Genomic DNA, 22461 nt, shown 5'->3' with positions numbered 1-22461 from the left:
GTCTCCTAGTACGCGAACGCGAGAACGTCGCCGGACTTGGGCGCGTCCGGATCATCGGGGTCGTGGCCGCCACCGTGGTCGTCGTCGTGCGGGGCAAGTTCGGGCATGGCCGATCCGACCCCGCCGCGCACGAACCTCACGAGCAGGATGACCTCGACCACCATGAGCGCCCCGTAGACGGTCGCGAGGCTGATCAGCGAGAACAGCAACTCCCCCACGGTCGCGGTCGGTGACACCGCCGCGGCGGTGAACATGAACACGCCGTCGACACCACTCGGGTTCGGGTTGGGGGCGACGACGAACGGCTGGCGGCCCATCTCGGTGAAGATCCACCCGGCGGAATTTGCCGCGAAGGGCGCGAGGATGCCGAGCAGGGCGAGCCGCATGATCCACTTCGACCGCGGAACGGTTCCCTTGCGGGTCATCCACAGCGCGACAACGGCGGCGAATGCGGCGAGTGCGCCGAAGCCGATCATCAGCCGGAAGCCCCAGTAGGTCACGGCCATGATCGGCACGTAGTTGATCTCGGTGCCGTCGGCGGTCGTCGTGCCGTAGGCCTCCTGGTACTCGGGGATGAGGTCATTGACGCCCTTGATCTGGGTGTCGAAGTCGCCGTGAGCGAGGAACGAGAGCAGCCCGGGCACCTCGATCACGTTGACGACGTCGTCGCAGCTTTGGGCGCCGAGGTCGCCGATCGCGAACACCGAAAAGGCGGTGCCGGTGTGGCAGGCGGCTTCGGCCGCGGCCATCTTCATCGGCTGCTGGTCGAACATGAGCTTTGCCTGCACGTCGCCGGTGATGGCGACCCCACCGAAGCCAAGGATCGCGACGACGGTACCGATGCGCAGCGACCGGATCCAGACCGAGTGGTCGGTGCGGTCGCGGCCCGGGATGCTCGGGGCCTCTCCGACGATCACGCGGCCCGTGGCATCCACCTCATCGACTCCGTCGCGGCGACGCTGCCACAGCTGGTACCACGAGATGCCGATGAGAAAGGCTGCGCCGACGCCGAACGCGCCGAAGATCGTGTGGGTGTACGCCGCGATGGCGGTGTTGTTGGTGAGCACGGCCCAGATGTCGGTCATGACCGGGCGTCCATCGACCAGTTCGACGCCGACTGGATGCTGCATCCACGAGTTCGCCACAATGATGAAGTACGCCGACACGACGGATCCCGCCACGGCGATCCACAGCGTGGCGAGGTGCACTCTCTTGGGTAGGCGCCCCCAGCCGAAGATCCACAGCCCGAGGAAGATCGACTCGAAGAAGAACGCGAGCAGCCCCTCCATTGCGAGCGGGGCACCGAACACGTCGCCGACGAAACGGGAGTACTCGCTCCACGCCATGCCGAACTGGAATTCCTGCACCAGGCCGGTCGCGACGCCGAGGATGAAGTTGATCAGGTAGAGCTTTCCCCAGAACTTGGTCATGCGCAGCCAGCGCTCCTCGCCGGTGCGCACCCACATGGTCTGGAAAATCGCGACGACCGGGCCGAGCCCGAGGGTCAGCGGCACCATCCAGAAGTGGTAGACGGTCGTGATGCCGAATTGCCAGCGGGCAATCTCGAGGGGATCCACGTGGTGCCAATCGTCGGGTGTACTTCTACGTCAGGTAGAACTCAATTCTACGCATACGTAGAAGTAGCTTCTACGCTATCGTAGAAGAACGATGTGGGGCAGGGGCGAAAGTCCTGGGCACCGCGTCATCCACCGTCTGGGACAGGAGCCACCCGATGCCAACACTGGGCGACCTCGAGCGATCGGTCATGGACATCCTGTGGACCTCCGACTCTCCCCTCACGGCCTACGAGCTGCAGGAGACCCTGGCCGCCGGTGGCGGCGGCGGCGAGGCGTCGAAGCCCCTCGCCGCCACCACGGTGCTCACCGTGCTCAGCCGGCTCGAGAAGAAGAAGTTCGTCACCCGGGAGCGCACGGCACGCCCACACCGCTTCGTCGCCGCGGCAACGCGCGAAGACCGCATGGCAGAGCTGATGCACGAGGTGCTCGGCACGGCGAACGACCGCACCGCCGTGCTCGAGCGGTTCGTTGGCCAGGCGAGCGCGAGCGAGGCAGCGACCCTGCGCAAGCTGCTCGGCGCCTGACGCCGCCGCTCACCGCATCGTGCTGACCGCATCGGTACTGCTCGGGCTGCTCGCGATCGCGCTGGCGTGGCCCGTGCCGCTGGCACTGGCCCGCGCGGCGTGGCCCGCGCGTGCACCCGCGACCGCCCTCGTGCTGTGGCAGGCGATCGCGCTCGCGGGCGGGCTCTCGATGATCGGGGCGCTCCTGACCTTCGGGCTGGTGCCGTTCGGCGAGCGCATCGTGCCGGCCAGTGCTGCCCTCGTGCGCAACGTCGCGGTGACCGGAGTCACCCCGGCCGTGCCCGTCTGGCACGTGATCGCGCTCTGCGCCGGCCTCCTCCTGGGCGCCCACCTCGTCTTCAACCTGGTGCTCACCGTCGTACGCATCGACCGCCAGCGGCGCCGGCACCGTGAGCTGGTCGAGCTGCTCAGTTCGCCGATCCCCGACCTGCCGCACTCGCGCCTCATCGACCTCCAGCTGCCTGTCGCCTACTGCCTGCCGGGGTCGGCGCACTCGGTCACGGTGTTTTCCGCCGGACTGCTCGAACTGCTCGACGCCGACCAGCTCGCCGCGGTCATCGAGCACGAACGTGCCCACCTGTCACAGCGCCACTACCTCGTGCTCCTCGCGTTCGACGCCTGGCACACGTCGTTGCCGTGGTTCCCGATCGCGAACACCTCGCAGCGCGAGGTGGGAATGCTCATCGAGATGGTCGCCGACGACCACGCGCGCGCGACCGTCGACGACGCCTCGCTATCGTCGGCGATCGACCTCGTGGCCGCTGCGTCGGCGGACCAGCGGATGCCCCCTGCTGAATCCCTCGGCAGCACCCACGGTGCACGGTCGACCGACACCGCCGCCAGGGTAGACCGCATCCGGCACGGCAACCGACTCGGCACCGCGGGCCGCGCGACCGTGCTCGCCGGGTCGTTCGCCCTCGTCGCCGTGCCGACAGTGTTGCTGTTCGCGGGCTAGCTGGGCTTTCGCTATTCAGGAACGGGCGGCTCGAGTTCGCCATCATTCAGGAACGGGCGTAGGAATGGGCCACTTGCAAGCCGCAGTGTGAAGAATGGATGCTGCTGCAGCCGGCATCTCAAACCTCGACGCCCCAGGCCGGCACCGTCCCCTCCTGAATGATGAAAGCTTCGCGCGGGTCAGATCGGCGCAGCTGCCGAGACCACAGTCACCCACGCAGCCTCGACTCGCCCTCGACGGGGATAGCGCGCTGTGGGTAGGTTCGCCGCATGAGGGCACCAGAGGTGGACGACTTGCTCGGCGAACTGCAGCATCCGCTGCTACCGACGATCGAGTCCCTGAGGAACGAGCTGCTCGCGGTTCCCGGTGTGACCGAAAGCGTCAAGTGGAATGCCCCGAACTACGCACTGACCGATGACTTCGCGACCATGAACCTCCGCAGGCCGACGGCCGTGCAATTGATCCTGCACACCGGAGCCAGGCCGAAGCCCGACCACCCCGAGATCGACGTGGGCCCGCTTGCGAAATGGGTGCGTCGCGCCGACCGAAACCGGCTCGTCGCGACGTTCACCGAAGCGCCGATCACCGACAACCAGCTCGCCCAAGTGCGAATCCTCATCGCGCGGTGGGTCGCCCAGTTGCGGTAGCGCGGCACCGTGCGCGACGCACCGCGGCCCGCACCCGGCAATACTGGGGTGAAGCGCGAGGAGGAATCACATGCGCATCACCACACCCGTCGGCAAAGTCGCCGCCGTCGTCGTCGGTTACATCATCGTGCTGCTCGCCGGGCTTCTCGCCGTCGTTGCCACGGGGAGCCCCACGATTGCGGCTGCCGCGACCATCGCCCTGCTGGTCGGCCTGCTGGTGCTCTGCACCCGCACCTTTCGCGGCGCGGGCGAACCGGTCGAGCCATCGCGCCCGTGGTGGCGGCTCACCGGCGGGCCGCCCTCGGGCTTCGTCATGGCCGCGCTCTTCGCCCTGCAGGGAATCTCGTACTTCCTGGTCGTCCCCACGGGAGGGGATGATGCCGCCGCGGTCGCGCCGATCGCTGCCCCGTTCTACCTGCTCGTCGCCGCCGCCTTCGTCTACTCGTCGGTGCGGCAGCTGCGCATGAGGAAGCGCGGCGCCGCCTAGCGAAACGGGTGGGCGCCCACGACGCCAGCTACGGTGATGCGATGACGCACGCAGAGCATTCCCGAGTGTCGTGGTCGGATCTGCCCGACGAGCTGCACAGGGCGGTGGCATCCATTCTCGGTAGCGACGTCATCAGCGCATCGAACCAACACCACGGATTCTCCCCGGGCAGCGCAGACCGAGTGATAACGATCGACGGCTACCGTGCATTCGTCAAAGCCGTGCATTACGGGCGGAATGCGTACGCGGCCGAGCTGCATCGCCGTGAGGCGCGCGTGCTGGCAGCCTTGCCGCAGTCGGTCCACGCGCCGCGGCTTTTGCATTTTCACGAGTCGGATGAATGGGTCGCGCTGGTTCTCGAAGACATCGACGGCGGACATCCCGGAGCCGCGCGAGACGGATCCGATATCTCAGCCGTCATCGACGCACTCGCGAGCCTTCCGACCGTCAGGGGGTCTTCGCTTCGCGACCTACCGAACGCCGCCGATGAACTCGCTGGCGAAGCCGACGGATGGGCTCAACTTCGCCGCGACAACAGCACCAACGATTTGCCCGAGTGGGTTCGCGCCTCCTTCGACCGCCTCGAGGCCGCCGCCAGTACTGTCGCATCGGCCGCCCGAGGAGACTTTCTTGTGCATCTCGACTGCCGAGCCGACAACGTGTTGATCGACCCAGGTGGGACGGCCTGGATCATCGACTGGCCGTGGGCAAGCGTCGGCGCGCGCTGGTTGGACGGCGCCTGTTACCTGCTGGATGCCCGACGGCGACAGGAAAGCTTCGACGCCGATGGCGTACTTGAGGCGCACCCGCTGTTCGCCGGGGTCTCCGACGAAGCCATCAACTCGGTACTGGCCGCATTGGCCGGCGGGTTCTTTCACAAGGCATCGCAACCGGCCTTACCGAACATGCCGACGCTCCGGGCGTTCCAACGCAGCGAAGCCATCGCTGCTGCCGACTGGCTACACGATCGCTGGGTTGGCGCCGCCTGACGCCGCTCAGCCCGACTCCCCCGACGCCCCGGCCGCCCCCGGCGCGTCGAGCACCTCGCGCAGCAACCGCAGCGCCTTCGGCCCTACGCCGTGCAGCGACGCCAACTCGTCGATGTCGCGGCCGCGCAGGTCGTCCAGGCTGTTAATGCCCTCCTCGGCCAGCGCCCGGGTGGCGGGTCGTCCGATCGGCGGTAACGGTGTCGGGTCGGTCATGACGCGGGCCCTCCGGCGCCCGTGACACGGGCGTCCTCCTCACCCTCGCCGCCCTCACGCGCGTCACCCTCACCCCCGCCCTCGGAACCGCGGCCCACCGCATCCCGACGCTCAGCACGCCGGCGGGCGGACTCATGCGCGTCGCGCAGCAGTGTCTTCGCCATCGACAGCGTGCGCGGCCCCGGGTTGATGATCGCCACCCAATCCAGGGCGCCATAGACCGGATGCCGCAGCACGGCGTCGGCCTCGGCGGGGTCGTGTGGCGCGGCATCCGGTCCCCTGCCGCCGGTCAGCGTGGCGAAGGTCGTCGCATCGACCTGTACGTTCAACCTCCAGCGGCCGTCGACGCCGAGCCGTGACGTCGTGTCATCGGGGTAGTCCTTGGTCACGATGGTCGCGTATGGCTGGGTGGTAGCGGGGATGCTGCCGTCTGGGGAGTAGTAGAAGAAGTGGTCACCCCAGGCGATGGGCGGAACATCGCTGCCCTCCGTGGGCGCGAACTCCACTACCCCGTCGAATAACCTGATGGCGTCCAGTATCTCGTGCATGCTCACCCGTCCAGCTTGGCCGCGGCCCACGCGAAAAGCGAGTGTCACACCGTCGTCGCGTGCGGCACCGGCCCGTCGGGTACTTCCCACGAGAAGTCGCGCTGCCACGATGGTGGAACGTCGCCGACCGTCGACCTCCACAGGGTGCCGTCCTCGTCGATCGTGACCGCCAGCCACCGTTCGACGTTCGGCAGCAGGGGAAAGCCGGTGAACCAGAACACCGGGTTCACCGCGACCAGCAGCAATCGCCACCATGGCGCGTCGACCGGATGCACGAGCGTCACGTCGAACGGATTCAGCTCGGTGACGTTCCACCCATCGTTCACCCGGCGCACCATCTCACGCCGCAGGAGCTGGGTGCGCTGGCCGTCGTTCATACCACGATTCAACCCCACCGCGGGGATCAGGGGAGGGGATTGCATGCGCCGCATCCACGCGCAGATAGTGAAGCATGACACGCAACGAGCTGCCCGATGAGTGACGCCCGCCGCAAGGAAATCGGCGACCGCGACGATCCCGTCGAAGACGAGATCGCCGAGTCGTTCGACAACACCATCACCGAGGGCGCCGAGCGACTGGCCCGCACGTGGCGGGTAGTGCTCATCACCGGCTTCTTCGGCGGTATCGAGGTCGGGCTCGGAGTAATGGCCTACCTCGCTGTGCTCGACCAGACCGGTGACCACCTGCTGGCCGGCCTGGCCTTCAGCGTGGGCCTGATCGCCCTGATGCTCGCGCACAGCGAGCTGTTCACCGAGAACTTCCTCATGCCGGTCGCCGCGATCGTCGCCCGCGAGGGAACCATCGCCCAGCTCGCGCGACTGTGGATCGGCACCCTCGTCGCGAACCTCGCCGGCGGGTGGCTCTTCATGTGGCTCGTCGTGCAGGCGTTCCCGCAGTGGCACGACACGCTCGTCGAGTCGGCGCGCCACTTCACCGACGCGCCCTTCGGCCTGCAGAGCATCGTGCTGGCCATCCTGGGCGGTAGCACCATCACCCTGATGACACGGATGCAGCAGGGCACCGAATCGGAGGTGGCGAAGATCGTCGCCACGGTGATCGGCGGCTTCCTGCTCGCCGGACTGCAGCTGTTCCACTCGATCCTCGACTCGCTGCTGATCTTCGGAGCCATTCACACCGGCGCCTCGATCACCTACCTGGAGTGGCTGGGCTGGTTCGGGTACACCCTGCTGTTCAACATGCTCGGCGGCCTGGTCCTGGTGACGGCGCTCCGGCTGCTGCGCACGAAGGAGCTGTTCGAGAAGAAGGCCGAGGCCGAGGGCCGCTGAACAACACCCCGGCGGCCCGTGTGCACCTGCCGAAGGGTGACGCGCGGCACTGGACGGGACCAATACGATTCCAGAATGACCAACGCCACCACCACCCGCACCCGGTCGCAGCGCCTCGATTCCCTGCCCTGGACGCGCAAGCACTCGAAGCTGGTCGGCGGCAGCGGCATCGGCTGGGCGCTCGACGCGATGGACGTCGGACTCATCTCGTTCGTCATCGCCCAGCTGGTCATCGTGTGGAACGTCGAGGCGGCCGAACTCTCGTGGGTCGCCTCCGCCGGCTTCCTCGGCATGGCGATCGGCGCGAGCCTCGGCGGGCTCCTCGCCGACAAGCTCGGCCGCCGCCAGGTGTTCGCGCTCACCCTCCTGGTCTACGGCCTCTTCACCGGGCTGTCTGCGCTCTCCTGGTCTATCGGCGCGCTGGTCGCCCTGCGCTTCCTGGTCGGCCTCGGCCTCGGCGCCGAGCTCCCCGTCGCCTCCACCCTGGTCAGCGAGTTCGCGCCCGCCCGCATTCGCGGCCGCGTCGTCGTGATCCTCGAATCGTTCTGGGCGGTCGGCTGGACCGCCGCCGCGCTCATCGGCTACTTCGTCGTGCCGACGAGCGACGACGGATGGCGCTGGGCCCTCGCGCTCGGTGCGGTGCCCGCCGTCTATGCGATCTACGTGCGCCTCGGGCTGCCCGAATCGGTGCGGTTCCTCGAGGCTAAAGGCCGTCACGCCGCGGCAGAACAGGTCGTGAGGAACTTCGAGGATGCCGCATCCGTCCCCAGCCCGGCAGGGCAGGTAAATGCCCGCACCGTCGCCCTGACTCCCAGGCAACCCCGCCCCGGCTTGTTCGGCCGGTCGCTGCGCCGCCGCACGATCTCGCTGTGGATCGTGTGGTTCTGCGTGAACTTCGCCTACTACGGAGCATTCATCTGGCTGCCCACGCTGCTCGTCGCCCAGGGCTTCTCGCTCGTGCGGTCGTTCGAATACACGCTGATCATCACGCTCGCCCAGCTGCCCGGGTATGCCGTGTCGGCGTGGCTCGTCGAGAGGTGGGGCCGACGCGCCACCCTCGCCACGTTCCTCACCGGGTCGGCGATCGCCGCCGGCCTGTTCGGCACCGCGGGAGACGTCACCACCATCCTGGTGTTCGGCTCGCTGATGTCGTTCTTCAACCTCGGCGCATGGGGTGCCCTCTATGCGGTCACGCCGGAGCTTTACCCCACCAGGGTGCGCGGAACGGGTGCGGGCTCGGCGGCGGGGTTCGGGCGACTGGCATCGATCATCGCGCCGCTCTGCGTTCCCCCGCTGCTCGCGCTCGGCGGTGTCGCGCTGCCGTTCGGCGTGTTCGCGGTGGTGTTCGCGGTGGCGGCGATCGCAGCGCTCACCCTGCCCGACCTGCGCGGCCAGTCGCTGGAGGACTGACCTGGCGTCGCCCTGGCGAACGACGACTGGCCTAGCGACGCCCGGCCGAACGGCCTGAGGCCAGGAACCGGTCGAGCAGCACGCCAGCGAGCGCACCGACCACATACGGCGGCAGGTCGGCGAGCGCGAACGACGTGCCAAGGGCCAGCGCGGCGGGCGGGAACGCCTCCGCCAGCAGCAGCGGAATGCGCGTCAGCTGCAGCAGCTCGACGCCGACCGAGACGCCGAGCGCGATGACTCCGACCCGGATGGCCGCATGGCGCGGGGCGATGAACGCGATGGCGAGGTACATCAGCAGGGCGTAGAGCACCCCGCCCGAGGCATCCGCGACGTATCCGGACAGCCCGAAGCGCAGCACGAGCCCCAGGGCGATGACCACGGGCACGGCGAGCGCAATGCGCCTCCGCGACCGCACCCGCACTCGCCCCACCGCCGCATCCATTGACCCGATGCTACGGGCGCGGCAGCCGCAGGTGCCCTCCCGGGCGCCGTTCAGCCGAGAATTGCTTAGGGTGCTCGTGGGGTGTCGTGGCGTGCCGCGAGCGCCGGCACGACCCGACTGCGAAGGAGCACCCATGGAGTACCGCCTACTCGGCCGCACCGGTCTCGAGGTGAGCGCGCTGTGCCTGGGCACGATGATGTTCGGGCCGTGGGGCAATGACGACCGCGACGACGCGATCCGCGTCATCCATCACGCCCTCGCTTCTGGCATCAATTTCGTCGATACCGCCGATGTCTACTCGGCAGGGGGCTCGGAAGAGATCGTGGGCGCAGCCCTCACGGGGCGCCGCGACGACGTGGTGCTCGCGACCAAGTTCTTCATCCCGATGGGCGACGGCCCCAACCGCAGCGGCGGGTCGCGCAAGTACATCATGCGCGCCGTCGAGGATTCGCTGCGGCGCCTCGACACCGACTACATCGACCTGTACCAGGTGCACCGGCCGAGCCCCACCACCGACGTCGAGGAGACCCTCGGCGCGCTCACCGACCTGGTGCGGCAGGGCAAGGTGCGCTACATCGGCTCGTCGTCGTACTCGGGCAGCGAGATCGTCGAGGCGCAGTGGGTATCCAGGGAGCGCAACCTGGAACGCTTCGTCACCGAGCAGCCGCCGTACTCGATCCTCGTGCGCGGCATCGAAGAAGACGTGCTGCCGACCACGCAGCGGCACGGCATGGGAACCCTCACCTACAGTCCGCTCGCCGGCGGCTGGCTGTCGGGGAGGTGGAGCCGCGACAACCCGCCGGTTTCGGCCTCGGCGGCGCGCCCCGGGCACCGCTTCGACATGGAGTACGCCGCCAACCAGCGCAAGCTCGACCTCATCGACGACATTGCGGCGGTTGCCGACGACGCCGGCATCTCGATGATCGAACTCGCGATCGCGTTCGTCATCCGGCACCCCGGCGTGACGTCGGCCATCATCGGCCCGCGCACCATGCAGCAGCTCGAATCGCAGCTGCCCGCCCTCGACGTCACGCTGAGCGCGGAGACCCTCGACCGCATCGACGCGATCGTCGCTCCCGGCGTCACGATCAACCCCAACGACAACAGCTACGGCGCCGCGACTCTCGCGCCGGCAGCCCGGCGGCGATAAGGCGTGGATCCCGAGGCGGTTCACGAGCTGCGGATGCTCCGGGCGCGCGCATACGGTCCGGGCGCCGACATCCACGCCGACGCAGCGGCCCTCGGGCGACTGCGCGAACTCGAGGCGCTCGAGCGGCGGGCCACCTCGACGCAGGGTGAACCAGTGGATGCCGCGGCGCCAGCCACCGCGCCTGCCGTCGAGCCAGCGACTGCTGGCCCACAGCCCGGGCAGCAGGCCGACGCCGCCCCGCAGCCGCCCGTTCCGAAGGCGACCGCCCCGGATGACGACACCGCGTCCACCCCCGACACCGCGCCCACCCCGTCGCGGTGGAGCCTGCCCGTGCTCTGGGCACTATCGCTCGTCACCGCGATCATCGCCGCGGTGCTCGGGTCGGCCGCGGTCATCCAACGCGACACCCCCGATCCGCATGGCCTCGGGGCGACGCAGGTGATCCGGCTGGGCGAGGAGAGCGGCGTCGACATTCCGGCGTACTTCACCTTCGGTGGGACCTCGAGTCCCCGGGTGTTCTCCGAGTTCCGCGGCATGCGCGCCGTCGTCGTGCCCGACGGCATCGTCACCGACGGGTACGTCGACGAATGCCTGTTCATCACGACGGCCGCCGGATTCGACCTCGCCACCAGTTCCGTGCAGGGGCTGGTATTGACCGGCTGCGCGGCGAACGCGTTTCCCGCAGCGATCGCCATCAAGGTGACGGAACAGATGCCCGACGAGCTGCGCAGCGACTACCCCATCGGCACCGCGCTGCAGTTCGTGTTCGATGAACCGTCCGGTGAGATCGTGATCTACAGCTCGGCCGAGTAGGCGCGCACATCTCCCTCAGGCACACCAACCTGCCCGACCCTCACAGCGCGCACACGGGCAGCCCACTGGTTGGGTTTGTTGAATTGCCAGCCTCTGCCAATATCCCCTCACCCCCCGCGCTAAGAGGTTCGACATGACTACCAAACGCACCATTCCCCTCGTCGCCGCAGCCCTCGCCGCGACGACCGCCCTCAGCGGATGCGCCGGTTTCGGCGGCGGAGGCGGCGACGCCGACTCCGAAGGCTCGCTGACCTTCACCACCTGGGCCAGCGAATCCGAACAGGCGGCCTTCGAGTCGCTGATCACCGAATTCGAAGCCGCCAACGACGGCGCACAGGTCGAGCTCAACGTGGTGCCATACGACCAGATGTTCACCAACATCGACGCACAGCTGAGCTCGGGCGAGGCGCCCGACATCTTTCGGGCCGACTACGGCAACGTGGGCGTCTACTCCAGCCAGGAGCAGCTGCTCGACCTCACCGACTACTTCACCGAGGACGAGGTCGCGGCCTTCACTCCCGCGTTCTGGGAGGCGGTCTCGTTCGAGGGCACGCCGTATGGCGTTCCCCACCAGACCGACGTCTCTGCACTGCTCGTCAACGTGCCGCTGCTCACGGCCGCGGGGATCACCGACATCCCCACCACCCTCGATGAGGCGTGGACCTGGGAGGAGTTCGCCGATGTCGCGACGGCCCTGCGGTCGTCGCTCCCCGCGGAGCAATACCCCTTCGCGTCGAATTGGCAGCTCGGCGGCACTCCCCGCTGGCTGAGCTGGTTGTTCGAAGCCGACGGCGCCCTGCTCGAAGAAGACGGCACCACGCCCGCCATCGATTCCGCCGCGGGCGCTGAGGCCCTCGACTTCACGAAGAGCTTCTTCGAGAACCAGTGGGTTCCGCCGACCAGTTCCGTCAAGTCCGCGACCTACGCCGATGCCTTCTTCACCGAGCAGACCGTCGCGATGTCGTTCGTCGGGTCCTTCCTCGTTCCCGACGTCGAGAACCTCGCCGACTTCGACTGGATCGCGACGCCGATGCCGGTCAACGAGCGCGGCGCGACCGACCTCGGCGGCAATGCCCTCGTCGCCACCGCGGGAACGGAGAACCCGGAGCTCGCGGCCGAGTTCCTCCGGTTCATGTCCAACGCCGAGAACATGAGCACCTTCTGCGCTGCCACGAACGAGCTGCCGACCCGCGTCGACATCGACCCGGCATCGATCGACTTCGCCGTGCGCCCCGACGTCATGCCCGTGTTCGTCGAGCAGGCGACGACAATCGAGCCCACCGACGTCAAGCAGCTCACGTCGCCGTTCCTCGCCGAGATCTCGGTCGCCATGCAGGACCAGCTCGAACAGGCCTTCGTCGGCGGGCAGGGCACTGCCGAGACGCTGGCGAATATCAGCTCCGCCATCGAAGAGGCCACCAGCTGATGACCGCGGTGTCTGAGCGCAGCCGCACCGGCCGGTCAACGGCTGTGCGGCTGCGCTCGGCGCGAGGGCGTGAGGCCGTCGCCGGCTTCGGGTTCCTCGCACCCAACATGTTGCTGATGGCGCTGTTCCTCTTCGTGCCGATCCTCTACGCGATCCAGCTGTCGCTGCAGGAGACCCGGGGATTCGGCACCCCGGAGTGGGTGGGGTTCGAGAACTACACCCGGATGGCCGCCGACCCGATCTTCTGGCAGAGCCTGGGTAACACCCTGCTCTTCACCGCCATCACCGTGCCCATCGAGCTCATCGGGGGGCTGGGCCTCGCGGTGCTGCTCAACTCCGTCCTCCCCGCACGCGGAGTCTTCCGCACGATCATCGTGCTGCCGCTGGTGATCTCGGGCGTCGCGTCCGGCCTGATCGCCGTGACGATCTTCAGCGAGTCTTCCGGCATCGTCAACAAGGTGCTCGTCTCGCTCGGGGGCTCCCCCGTCGCATGGCAATCCGACGGTGCCGCGGCGATGGTCTCGGTCATCATCGCCTCGATCTGGCTGCGCATCGGCTTCAACATGGTCATCTACATCGCGGGCCTGCAGAGCGTCTCGCCTGAGCTCTACGAGGCGGCCCGTATCGACGGCGCGAACTCGTGGCAACAGTTCCGCTCCATCACCGTGCCGCTCGTCGGGCCATCGACGTTCTTCCTGCTCATCATGAACGTCATCGCCTCGTTCCAGGTCTTCGACATCATCTTCGTGATGACCGGCGGCGGTCCCGGATTCTCGACCTCCGTGCTGGGTACCTACGCCTACCGCAACGCGTTCCAGATTCGCGAGCAGGGTTACGGGGCCGCCCTGGGCATCGTGATCCTCCTGATCACCCTCGCCTTCACCTTCGTGCAGTGGCGCACCAACCGTACGCGCGACCTCGTCGAATAGGACACCGAGAATGACGTCGTCACAGCTGACAGAAATCGCCCCCGCCGCCGACCTGGCCCGCACGCGCACCCGCGTGCCCACCCGTCCCGCGCGGGGCCGCACCGGTTCGCGGGGAGCCTGGATCACCCGCCTGGTGCTCGCGGTCGCGGCATCCGCCATCGTGTTCTTCCCGCTCTATTGGATGCTGGTCATCGCGTTCTCCCCGAGCGGCGAGGTGTTCGAACCGGGAGCGCCGAGGTTCTGGCCGAGCACGATCACGCTCGAGAACTTCGAGTCGGTCTTCGCCCGGTTCCCGGTCGCCGAGTGGTTCGTCAACTCGGTCGTCATCGGCGCGTTCGTCACGGCGTTCACCGTGGCGCTGAACCTGCTCGCCGGCTACGCGTTCGCCCGCCTGCGGTTTCCAGGCCGCAACCTGCTGTTCCTGCTGTCTCTGGCCACCATGATGATCCCCGTGCAGGCGATCATGGTCGCGCAGTTCCGGCTCGTCACCGGGCTGCAGCTCTACGGCACCTACTGGGCGGTCATCCTGCCCGGCGCCGCGGCCGCGTTCGGCATCTTCCTCGCCAGGCAGTTCTTCCTGTCGATACCGGAGGAGCTGATCGAGGCGGCGAGGATGGACGGCGCCGGCCATATTCGCGTCTTCCTGCAGATCGTGCTGCCGCTGAGCAAGCCGCTCATCGCGGTGCTGGCGCTGCTCACCCTGCTGGGCAGCTGGAACGACTTCGCGTGGCCGCTCATCGCACTGAAGGACAACGAGCTGTTCACGCTCCCCATCGGGCTGCTCTACCTGAAGGGGCAGTCGACACCGGATTACAGCGCCAGCATGGCTCTCACCCTCATCTCGGTGCTGCCGATGGTCGTGCTCTTCCTGGTCTTCCAGCGCTACTTCGTGCAGGGGTTCGCCCGCAGCGGCATTCGCTAACCGAACAGCTCGTCGTCGCATTCGACTGATCCGGCTCCATTCGCGGCTGGTATCGCCCCGCGAAACGACACCCCCAGACCTGTACTAAGATCGACGGCGGTACCGTGTCCGAGCGGCCGAAGGTGCAACTCTCGAAAAGTTGTGTGGGTGAGAGCCCACCGTGGGTTCAAATCCCACCGGTACCGCCATGTGAATGCCCCGGAATCCCCGCGATTCCGGGGTTTTTTCACGTCTTTGCGGCCATAGGCAGGCCCATCGGGGTGGATGACGCGGCTACAGTTCTGGCATGCGAACTGCACTTCGGGCCGTCACCATCTCGGCCGGCGTCACGGGCGTGCTGACCGGCGCCGTGTTCGTCGGCCGGCACCTCGTCATCCGGCGGCGGGCGGGCGGCATGGAGCGCCTCGCCGAGGCCATCCCGGTCAACTCGGCGTTCTGGCGGGCACAGCGCCGCAAGACCGGTGACCACCTGTACGTGGCCATCGGCGATTCCGCGGCGCAGGGCATAGGCGCGAGCCGCCCGAACCACAGCTATGTGGGGTTGTTGGCGCGCAGCATCCGTCGCCATACCGGGGGTACGCTGCGGGTCGTCAACCTCGCCCAGTCCGGGGCGCGGGTGCGTGAGGCGCTGGAGCAGCTGCCCGCGCTCGCCCGGCTCAATCCCGACATCATGACCGTGTCGATCGGCGCGAACGATGTCGGCGAGTTCGACCCCGAGCGTTTCGAGCGCGAGATCAGGGAGCTGTATGCGGCGCTTCCGGAGTTCGCGATCGTGGCCGACCTGCCGTCGTTCTACTACGGCGACGCCGAGCGCAAGGTGCGGGTGGCCAACGAGATCGTGCACCGGGTGGCGGGCGAGCTCGGGCTCGTGGTCGCCCCGCTGCACCGCATCACCCGGGCGCGCACCGCGGCACGCACGGCACTGCGCGACGTCGCGGCCGACTTCTTCCACCCGAACGATCGTGGATACGCCGTCTGGGCGTCGGCGTTCGAGCCGCTGGTGGCCGAGCGGCTGCGCGCCATCGAGAAGCGCGCCGACGCGCGCCCGACCGAGGAGCCGCAGGCGCGGGCGTAGGCCAGGTCCACGGCACGGGCACCCGCCACAGGCACGCACACCGGCCCCACACCCGGCTGGCCACAGCCCCGCGAGCGCGCGTCCGCTGACCGTGTGGAGGGTCGCCCGGCGATGTCGGCCGTCCTGCCTAGGCTGGGCTGATGGCCCAGTCACGAACGCGCGCATCCGCCTCGAACTTCAGGTGTACGGAGTGTGGCTGGACGACCCTCAAGTGGGCCGGCCGCTGCGGCGAGTGCCAGCAGTGGGGCACCGTCGTCGAGACCATGCCGGAGTCGGTGGGCTCCGCCCGCACCGTGCGCCCCGCGGCCGTCGACGACGCCAGGGCCGCACGCTCCATCGTCGACATCGGTGCAGAGTCGGTGGCGCACTGGCCGAGCGGTATCGGCGAGTTCGACCGCGTGCTCGGGGGCGGAATCGTGCCGGGCGCGACGATGCTGCTCAGCGGCGAGCCGGGCGTCGGCAAGTCCACCCTGCTGCTCGAGGTCGCCTCCCGCGCGGCCAAGGCCGGCGCGACCGTGCTCTACGTCACCGCCGAGGAATCGGTCAACCAGGTGCGCCTGCGCGCCCAGCGCACCGGCGCGCTGCAGCCGTCGCTGTTCCTCGCGGCGGAGACCGACCTCGCCACGATCCTCGGCCACATCGACCAGGTGCAGCCGCAGCTCGTGATCGTCGACTCCGTGCAGACCGTGTCGTCGTCCCTCTCCGAGGGACTCGCGGGCGGGCCATCGCAGGTGCGAGAGGTCGCCGCGACCCTGATCAGGGTCTCGAAAGACCGCAACCTCCCCATCCTGCTCGTCGGCCACGTCACCAAAGACGGCACCATCGCCGGACCCCGCCTGCTCGAGCACCTCGTCGACGTCGTACTGCAGTTCGAGGGCGACCGGCAGACCGCCCTGCGGTTCGTGCGCGCCCACAAGAACCGCTTCGGATCGACGGACGAGGTGGGATGCTTCGAGATGACGGGCGACGGAATAGCCGAAGTCTCCGATCCCAGCGGCCTTTTCCTCTCCCGCGGCGCCGTCGCCGTCTCCGGCACGTGCGTGACCATCGCGGTCGAGGGGCGCCGCGCGCTCCCCGTCGAGATGCAGGCCCTGATCGTCAAGTCGTCGGCGCCGCAGCCGCGGCGCGTGGTCAACGGCGTCGATTCCGCCCGCGTCGCGATGCTGCTCGCGGTGCTCGAGCGGCGCGCGTCACTCGCGCTCAGCGGCTACGACGTCTACGTCTCTACGGTCGGTGGCATCCGCGTGACCGAACCGGGCGCCGACCTGGCCATTGCCCTCGCGATCGCGAGCGCCTACAAGGACAAGCCGTTCGCGGGGTCGCTTGCGGCGGTCGGCGAGATCAGCCTCGCCGGGGAGGTGCGTCCCGCGTCGTCGACCAAGCAGCGCGCAGCCGAAGCCCGGCGTCTCGGTTTCACGACCATCCTCGACGCCGAGGCCGGGCACATCGGCGAGGCGGTGCGCCTCGCGTTCCTCACCGGCGCCGACGCGACCGAGCGCGTGCGCATCCCCAACTTCTAGGGGCGCACGCGCCCGGCTGCGATGCCGCGCCGCGGCGTTTTGCCGCGGTGCCGGGCCGCGCTGTCTGGGCGGCGAGGCCGCCGCTACAGCACGCTCTTCGGAATGCGGTGCACCGTCACCGATCCCGCTGGCGTCAACGGGTGCAGCGGATCGGGGTCGAGCGACCCGGTCGGCCCGCCCAGCCGGGAGTGCCCGACCGCGCTGAGCACCGCAAAGGCGTCGCCCTTCTCCCAGCCGTTCTGGTCGACGAGGAACGAGAAGGCGTCTTCGTACCCACGCTGGATGCTCTCCTGCACCGGGTCGCCGAGCCCGACGAAGACCCACTCGTCCTCGGTCTCGACCCGGGGGGCGCGCAGCGCCAGACCGCGCACGATGTCGACGCTCACCACCGCGGTACCCTGCGCCTCGATGGCCACGAACGACGACTCGCCCTCGGCCATGATCGCGTGGATGTCGCCGATCGACAGGTAGGCGCCTGGCACCATCACGGGCAGGTAGACGGTCGACCCGGGGCGGCACTCGGTGAGGTCCATGTTGCCGCCCGTCGGGTAGCTCGGCATGATCGTGGAGCCGACACCGGCGGCGGGCGCCGTGCCGATGCATCCGATCATCGGCTTCGCGTCGAAGACGTGCCGCCCGGTCACGTGCACGCCCTCGGCGTCGATCGGAACGCGGCGCGTGAATATGCCGTCGCCCATCACGTTCTGGAGCGCGCCCGCACCGGGCAGGCTCACCGACCAGCCGACATCGGTCAGCCGGATCTCGTGGATCGTCACCGCGAGAACATCGCCGGGCATCGCTCCCTCGACGTAGACGGGGCCGGTGACCGGGTTGATCTGCGCGGTGAGCTTCGCCATGTCGTGGTGGTCGTGCAGTTCGGCGTAGACGGCATCGCTGGTCTCGAACGCGATGTGCTCGCCGGTGCCGGGTTGGATGCGCAGCACGGGCTCGAGGGTGGCGTCGAACCCGGGCTGGCCGAGGGTGTTCGCGAGAAAGTGCTCGCTCATCGGTCGCCCTCCACACCCGCGACGTCGAGCTCGGGTTCGGTGGTCGGGCTGGTGAGCGGCGTCTTCGTGCCGGTGACCTTGTAGTACGCGAATACTGCGGCGCCGAGCACGAGCCAGACCAGGCCGCCGATCTTGGCCTCGGCGTTCGCATTGATGAGCACGTAGCCGATGATGAGGAAGCCGACCGTCGGAACGACGAGGTGCAGCAGGTAGTTCTTCGACTTCTTGCGGACGATGTAGTGCACGACGACCGACACATGCAGCAGCATGAAGCCGAACAGCGCACCGAAGTTCACCAGCGACGAGATCAGGTTGATCTGGCCGACGAAGAACAGCACCAGTACGGCCGAGAGGCTGGAGACGACGAGGATGGCGGCCTGCGGCACCTGGTTCTTGTTGACCCTGTTGAGGAACGCGGGCAGCTGCCGGTCGCGGCTCATCGAGAACAGCAGGCGCGACGTGGCGGCCTGCGCGGCCATGGCGTTGGCGATGCCGATCGCGAGCACGTTGACCACGAGGAACGCCGTCATCCATCCGGTGCTCGACGCGGCCTGCACGATCGTGAAGAACGCGTTGCCGACCTCGTCGTCGCTGAACGCGTCGCGTCCGGCGGCGAGCGAGCTGGCGAGCCAGGTCTGCACGATGAACAGCACGGCGACGATGAGCAGGGCGCCGATCATGGCCTTGCCCGCGCTGTTGCGGCCACCGGTCGACTCCTCGGCGAGGGTGGAGATGCCGTCGAAGCCGAGGAAGCTGAGCACGGCGATCGACAGGGCCGACGCGATGAGCGGCCCGGATACCTCGCTCGGGGTCCAGATCGGGTCGGTCGTGAACTCGGCCCCCGGAATGACGCCGTTGGTGAGGGCGATGATCGCGATCACGATGAAGATGGCCACGAACGCGAGCTCCATGGCGAGGAAGGCGCGGTTCATGCGCTTGATCGAACTGATGCCGAGCAGGTTGATGACGGTGTTGATCGCAACGAAGATGAGCGCCCACAGCCAGCGAGGCGATTCCGGAAAGATTCCGATCATCGATTCGGCCGCGAACACGTAGAGCAGCGTGGGCACGAGCAGGTAGTCGAGCAGGATGGCCCAGCCCGCGAAGAAGCCCACGGTGGGGTGGATGCCTCGGCCGACGTACGAGAACACCGACCCCGCAAGCGGAATGGACTTCGCCATCTGCGCGTACGCGAGTGCCGTGAAGATCATGGCGATGAGCCCGATCAGGTAGACGAGCGGCACCATGCCAGACGACGCGTTGTAGACGGTGCCGAAGATCGCCCACGGGGCGATCGGCACCATGAAGATGAGCCCGTAGATGAGCAGGTCGCCGGTGGAGACCGAACGCTTGAGCTGCTGGGTGTAGCCGTAGGACTCGAGTTCTTCTTGGGATGACTTCGCGCGGCGCGCAGACGATTCACTCATGGGGTTCTTTCTCGGGGATTTCGACGGGGTGAGGGGTGGGGTGGGATGGCGGGAGGGGTGGGTTCGGAGGGGTGAGTCGGGAGGACGGGTCAGCCGTCGTTCTCGGCGAGGAACGCCCCGAGTACGGCGAAGAAGGTGTCCGGCTGCTCGAGGTGCACGCAGTGGCTGCCCCCGGCGAAGACGTGCTGGCGGGCACCGGCGATGCGGTCGACGAACGGCGCCCAGGTCTCGGGCGTCGCCTCGTCGAATTCTCCGGCGACCACGAGCGTCGGCACGGCGACCACGGGCAGCCTGTCGATAACGCTCCAGGTGCGCAGCGACCCGACGATGTGGAACTCGTTCGGCCCGTTCATGGTGTGGTACACCGTGGGTTCGGCCTCCATCTGGTCGACGCTGGCCTGGAAGTCGGCGGGCGTCGGGGTGATGCGGCAGACGTGGCGGTCGTAGAACACCTGCGTCGCGGCGAAGTAGTCGGGGTGGTCGGTGGTACCAGCGGCCTCGTGCTGGTCGAGCGCCGTGCGGGCGGCTTCGGGCAGCTGCGCACGCAGGCTCGCGGCACCCGACATCCACAGCTCCATCGAGGCGGGCGAGTTACAGATCGCGAGGCTGCGCAGCCCGGGGAGCCTGCGGGTAGCGAGCTCGGCAGCCAGCATCCCACCCCACGACTGGCCGACCAGGTGGTACTGGGTGATTCCGAGGTGCTCGACGAGGTTCACGAACTCGTCGACGAACAGCTGCACCGTCCAGAAGTCGGGTGACGCGTCGGGCAGGTGCGTGCTGCGTCCGCACCCGATCTGGTCGTAGTGGATGACGGCGCGCCCCGTGTCCGCGAGGCGCGAGAAGTTCTGCACGTAGTCGTGCGCCATGCCGGGGCCACCGTGCAACACGATGACCGGTATGCGCCCTGCGGCCGGCTGCCCCGCCTGTTCGGGCGCCTGCTCGCCCGGCCTGGTGATGCGCGCCCAGGTTCGCCATTCGCCGAACGGAATGTACTGCTCTGACACGGCGACGGTGGGCTGCACGGCACGCTCCAGGGGGGAGGGAGGATGAGGAGTGGCGCTCACTGATGCGAGCGCCGAGGGCAATAGTGTGCCTTTCATGGTCTTGGATCAAGACCATTAGGCAGCGTTAACATGGTTGTAACGGGCCGTCGCCTGCACCGCTGCGAACTACCGCACTCCGACTTACAGCACGACCCGGCACCACAACACGACACAGCACCGCCCAGCACCGCCCAGCACGCCCCCAGCGAAGGCGAGGACCCGCGCATGGCCGATCAGGGCAGCGACGCGAGCACGCGGGCGGCACCCCGGGTCTCCGACGCTCCCCCGGAGCTCCTGGTGCAGCCGCTGCGCTCGGCATCCAGGGTCGACGAGATCACCGATCGACTCGTGACGGCCATCGCCATCGGCGAGTACCTGCCCGGAGCGCGGCTGCCAGCCGAACGCGAGCTCGCGGCGGCGCTCGGCGTCGGCCGGATGACCGTGCGGGCAGCGCTGGCGCGACTGTTGGAACGCGGGCTCATCGAGACTCAGCGCGGCAAGAGCGGTGGCTCGTTCGTGCGCGAACAGTGGCCCGACGCATCCAGCGGTGCCGTACTGCGCACCCTGACGTCACGCTGGGAGTCGCTCGCCGACACCAGCGAAGCCGTACGCCGGTTGCACGGCACCATCGCGAGGGCCGCCGCCGAGAACCGCGACGATGACGACGTCACCCGGTTGCACTCGCTGGTAGAGGCGTTCGCGGCGGCGGAATCCGGCCAGGACTCCCAGCGCGCCGACACGCTGCTGCACCTCGCGATCAGCGCGGCGGCCCGCAACGAGACGCTCAGCTCGGTGCTGCTCGAACTGGAATCCCGCATCAGCATCGTCGCCCCCGCACACCTGTGGGGAAGCCCGGCGGGCATGCGCGCCATGGAGGCGCGGGCGCTTGCCGACCACCGCCGACTCGTCGCGGCGATCGCCGACCGCGACGGCGACCTGGCGAGCGAGATCGCCCGCGAGCACGTGCGCATCGACTTCGAGCTGCTGCAGGAGGCGCTCCGGCACGCCAACGAGACGCTCGCGCGGTAGGCGCAGTCTTAGAGCGTCAGCGCACGCAGCAGGTCGACCGGGTCGGCCTGCATGGGGAACGGCCCCGCGACGTCGAACCACACCACGTCGAGCTCGTCGAGGTGGGTGCGCAGGTAGTCAGTCAGCTGCTCCGGCGTGAAGTCCGTGGAGCGGTGATCGGTCTCGTCGGGCAGCATCCACACGTAGGTCTGGTGCGAGGAGAACAGCAGCAGCGCGTTCGTGTCGGCTCCCGGCGCGCGAAAGACGCGCACGAGGTCGGCGTCGTCGTTCGAGACCAGCGGCACCGTGACCGGTTCCTGCCGGAGCGCGAAGGCGACGGCAGCGCTGTCACTGGTCTGCAGGGCGATTGAGAGGGGCGTCTCGCCGGGTTCCGGCGCGGATCCTGGAGTGCTCATGGCTGCCGCGGCCTACTGCAGGATGAACGCGACGGGCTCGGACTCGACGGCTCCGACCGAGACGTTCAGGTAGTAGGTGGCGCCCCCGCCCGGAGCGGCCGGGCGCTCCTCGCCGCAGGTGTCCTCTGACGATCGGGTCTTGTCCCAGGTGATGGGCTCCGACGTGACGGGCACGTTCGGCTCGAGCATCAGGTCTGCGTCGATCGGGTCGGTCTCGCAGTCCTTCGACGACCAGTACTGCTCTTCGCCGCTCGTGACGGTGAAGGTCTGCTGCGTTGGGCCGACGTTGTAGGTACACGCGGCGGTGCCGGTGTTCGCGATGGTGAAGGCGAGGCCGGGCTCTTCGTCGGAGCCGTAGCTCTCGGAGTCGGTGATCGCGGTCACGGTGACGTTCTCCGGCAGGCAGTCCGCACCTTCGATGAGCGTCGGCGTCGAGCTCGGCGACGGTGCGACGGCGGCATCGCTGCTCGTCGGGGCAGCCGCCGCGGTGTCGTCGACCGGTTCGTCTGGCGCACCGCCGAAGAGCCGGGAGAGCAACAGGATGACGATGACCACGACCGCGATGAGCACGAGCAGGGCCACCAGGCGACGACGCCAGTACACCTTGCTCGGTTGCGGGCCGACGGGATTACGGAAGGTCGACATAC

Annotated in this window: 25 protein-coding genes and 1 tRNA gene; 16 read left to right on the top strand and 10 right to left on the bottom strand. The window is 68.4% G+C overall.

Annotated features, from left to right (window positions below):
* Positions 1–5: 5 nt before the first annotated feature.
* Positions 6–1577, bottom strand: a complete 1572-nt coding sequence (locus G5S38_RS01220; protein WP_165063350.1) for a cytochrome ubiquinol oxidase subunit I — start codon at positions 1575–1577, stop codon at positions 6–8.
* Positions 1578–1732: 155 nt separating this feature from the next.
* On the opposite strand from G5S38_RS01220, the gene G5S38_RS01215 reads away from it, so the two are divergent.
* The 5 genes from G5S38_RS01215 (at position 1733) to G5S38_RS01195 (ending at position 5179) form a co-directional block, all read left to right on the top strand.
* Complete coding sequence (locus tag G5S38_RS01215; protein ID WP_165063349.1) at positions 1733–2101, top strand: BlaI/MecI/CopY family transcriptional regulator; 369 nt, start codon at positions 1733–1735, stop codon at positions 2099–2101.
* Between the two features lie 19 nt (positions 2102–2120).
* On the top strand, positions 2121–3056 hold the full coding sequence (locus tag G5S38_RS01210; protein ID WP_165063348.1) for a M56 family metallopeptidase: 936 nt from the start codon (positions 2121–2123) through the stop codon (positions 3054–3056).
* A 269-nt stretch (positions 3057–3325) separates the two neighbouring features.
* Positions 3326–3703, top strand: a complete 378-nt coding sequence (locus G5S38_RS01205) for a DUF1801 domain-containing protein (RefSeq protein WP_165063347.1) — start codon at positions 3326–3328, stop codon at positions 3701–3703.
* A 70-nt stretch (positions 3704–3773) separates the two neighbouring features.
* Positions 3774–4190, top strand: a complete 417-nt coding sequence (locus G5S38_RS01200) for a hypothetical protein (RefSeq protein ID WP_165063346.1) — start codon at positions 3774–3776, stop codon at positions 4188–4190.
* Between the two features lie 41 nt (positions 4191–4231).
* The gene (locus G5S38_RS01195; protein WP_165063345.1) at positions 4232–5179 is read left to right on the top strand and encodes a phosphotransferase family protein; all 948 of its coding nucleotides are present in this window, start codon (positions 4232–4234) and stop codon (positions 5177–5179) included.
* Between the two features lie 6 nt (positions 5180–5185).
* On the opposite strand, the gene G5S38_RS01190 is transcribed toward G5S38_RS01195, so the two are convergent.
* Genes G5S38_RS01190 through G5S38_RS01180 form a run of 3 tightly spaced genes read right to left on the bottom strand, consistent with a single transcriptional unit; the run spans position 5186 to position 6317 of the window.
* Entirely contained in the window at positions 5186–5392 is a 207-nt protein-coding gene (locus G5S38_RS01190; RefSeq protein WP_165063344.1) for a helix-hairpin-helix domain-containing protein, read from the bottom strand.
* Positions 5389–5940 carry a DUF6194 family protein gene (locus tag G5S38_RS01185; RefSeq protein ID WP_201276544.1) on the bottom strand — a complete coding sequence of 184 codons (552 nt, stop codon included), beginning with the start codon at positions 5938–5940 and terminating at the stop codon, positions 5389–5391. The genes G5S38_RS01190 and G5S38_RS01185 overlap by 4 nt, the downstream gene beginning before the upstream one ends.
* 44 nt (positions 5941–5984) lie before the next feature.
* Positions 5985–6317, bottom strand: coding sequence for a hypothetical protein (locus G5S38_RS01180; protein WP_165063343.1), 333 nt, complete (start codon positions 6315–6317; stop codon positions 5985–5987).
* 96 nt (positions 6318–6413) lie between these two features.
* Here G5S38_RS01180 and G5S38_RS01175 point away from each other — a divergent pair, with 96 nt between their 5' ends.
* Together G5S38_RS01175 and G5S38_RS01170 are read left to right on the top strand one after the other, a co-directional pair.
* A complete protein-coding gene (locus G5S38_RS01175; protein ID WP_165063342.1) occupies positions 6414–7226 on the top strand; it encodes a formate/nitrite transporter family protein in 813 nt (270 codons plus the stop codon).
* A 75-nt stretch (positions 7227–7301) separates the two neighbouring features.
* On the top strand, positions 7302–8636 hold the full coding sequence (locus G5S38_RS01170) for an MFS transporter (protein WP_165063341.1): 1335 nt from the start codon (positions 7302–7304) through the stop codon (positions 8634–8636).
* Positions 8637–8667: 31 nt separating this feature from the next.
* Here the strand turns inward: G5S38_RS01170 and G5S38_RS01165 are convergent, their stop codons facing one another.
* On the bottom strand, positions 8668–9078 hold the full coding sequence (locus G5S38_RS01165) for a ribosomal maturation YjgA family protein (RefSeq protein ID WP_165063340.1): 411 nt from the start codon (positions 9076–9078) through the stop codon (positions 8668–8670).
* A gap of 133 nt (positions 9079–9211) precedes the next feature.
* Here G5S38_RS01165 and G5S38_RS01160 point away from each other — a divergent pair, with 133 nt between their 5' ends.
* The 8 genes from G5S38_RS01160 to radA all read left to right on the top strand — a co-directional run bounded on the left by G5S38_RS01160 (position 9212) and on the right by radA (position 16913).
* Positions 9212–10228 carry an aldo/keto reductase gene (locus G5S38_RS01160; RefSeq protein WP_165063339.1) on the top strand — a complete coding sequence of 339 codons (1017 nt, stop codon included), beginning with the start codon at positions 9212–9214 and terminating at the stop codon, positions 10226–10228.
* Positions 10229–10231: 3 nt separating this feature from the next.
* Positions 10232–11041 (top strand): hypothetical protein, encoded by an 810-nt coding sequence (locus G5S38_RS01155; protein WP_165063143.1) that lies wholly within the window; start codon positions 10232–10234, stop codon positions 11039–11041.
* A gap of 133 nt (positions 11042–11174) precedes the next feature.
* A complete protein-coding gene (locus G5S38_RS01150) occupies positions 11175–12467 on the top strand; it encodes an ABC transporter substrate-binding protein (protein ID WP_165063338.1) in 1293 nt (430 codons plus the stop codon).
* Positions 12467–13396 carry a carbohydrate ABC transporter permease gene (locus G5S38_RS01145; protein ID WP_165063337.1) on the top strand — a complete coding sequence of 310 codons (930 nt, stop codon included), beginning with the start codon at positions 12467–12469 and terminating at the stop codon, positions 13394–13396. Before G5S38_RS01150 ends, G5S38_RS01145 begins: the two co-directional genes overlap by 1 nt.
* 10 nt (positions 13397–13406) lie before the next feature.
* Positions 13407–14318, top strand: coding sequence for a carbohydrate ABC transporter permease (locus tag G5S38_RS01140; protein ID WP_165063336.1), 912 nt, complete (start codon positions 13407–13409; stop codon positions 14316–14318).
* 98 nt (positions 14319–14416) lie between these two features.
* Positions 14417–14506: transfer RNA gene (locus G5S38_RS01135), tRNA-Ser, on the top strand.
* 98 nt (positions 14507–14604) lie between these two features.
* Positions 14605–15393 (top strand): SGNH/GDSL hydrolase family protein, encoded by a 789-nt coding sequence (locus tag G5S38_RS01130; protein ID WP_165063335.1) that lies wholly within the window; start codon positions 14605–14607, stop codon positions 15391–15393.
* A 140-nt stretch (positions 15394–15533) separates the two neighbouring features.
* A complete protein-coding gene (gene radA, locus G5S38_RS01125; RefSeq protein WP_165063334.1) occupies positions 15534–16913 on the top strand; it encodes a DNA repair protein RadA in 1380 nt (459 codons plus the stop codon).
* Positions 16914–16996: 83 nt separating this feature from the next.
* On the opposite strand, the gene G5S38_RS01120 is transcribed toward radA, so the two are convergent.
* The 3 genes from G5S38_RS01120 to G5S38_RS01110 all read right to left on the bottom strand — a co-directional run bounded on the left by G5S38_RS01120 (position 16997) and on the right by G5S38_RS01110 (position 20369).
* The gene (locus G5S38_RS01120) at positions 16997–17920 is read right to left on the bottom strand and encodes an acetamidase/formamidase family protein (protein ID WP_165063333.1); all 924 of its coding nucleotides are present in this window, start codon (positions 17918–17920) and stop codon (positions 16997–16999) included.
* A complete protein-coding gene (locus tag G5S38_RS01115; RefSeq protein ID WP_165063332.1) occupies positions 17917–19347 on the bottom strand; it encodes an APC family permease in 1431 nt (476 codons plus the stop codon). Before G5S38_RS01115 ends, G5S38_RS01120 begins: the two co-directional genes overlap by 4 nt.
* 89 nt (positions 19348–19436) lie before the next feature.
* Positions 19437–20369, bottom strand: a complete 933-nt coding sequence (locus tag G5S38_RS01110) for a proline iminopeptidase-family hydrolase (protein WP_165063331.1) — start codon at positions 20367–20369, stop codon at positions 19437–19439.
* A gap of 246 nt (positions 20370–20615) precedes the next feature.
* Here G5S38_RS01110 and G5S38_RS01105 point away from each other — a divergent pair, with 246 nt between their 5' ends.
* A complete protein-coding gene (locus G5S38_RS01105; RefSeq protein ID WP_165063330.1) occupies positions 20616–21419 on the top strand; it encodes a FadR/GntR family transcriptional regulator in 804 nt (267 codons plus the stop codon).
* Positions 21420–21427: 8 nt separating this feature from the next.
* On the opposite strand, the gene G5S38_RS01100 is transcribed toward G5S38_RS01105, so the two are convergent.
* A complete protein-coding gene (locus tag G5S38_RS01100; RefSeq protein WP_165063329.1) occupies positions 21428–21814 on the bottom strand; it encodes a dehydrogenase in 387 nt (128 codons plus the stop codon).
* Between the two features lie 12 nt (positions 21815–21826).
* On the bottom strand, positions 21827–22459 hold the full coding sequence (locus tag G5S38_RS01095) for a hypothetical protein (RefSeq protein ID WP_165063328.1): 633 nt from the start codon (positions 22457–22459) through the stop codon (positions 21827–21829).
* Between the last annotated feature and the right edge of the window lie 2 nt (positions 22460–22461).

The organism is Marisediminicola senii (assembly GCF_011057645.1).
In the GTDB taxonomy this organism is placed as follows: Bacteria; Actinomycetota; Actinomycetes; order Actinomycetales; family Microbacteriaceae; genus Marisediminicola; species Marisediminicola senii.
This window is presented reverse-complemented; position numbering and strand designations above follow the sequence as displayed.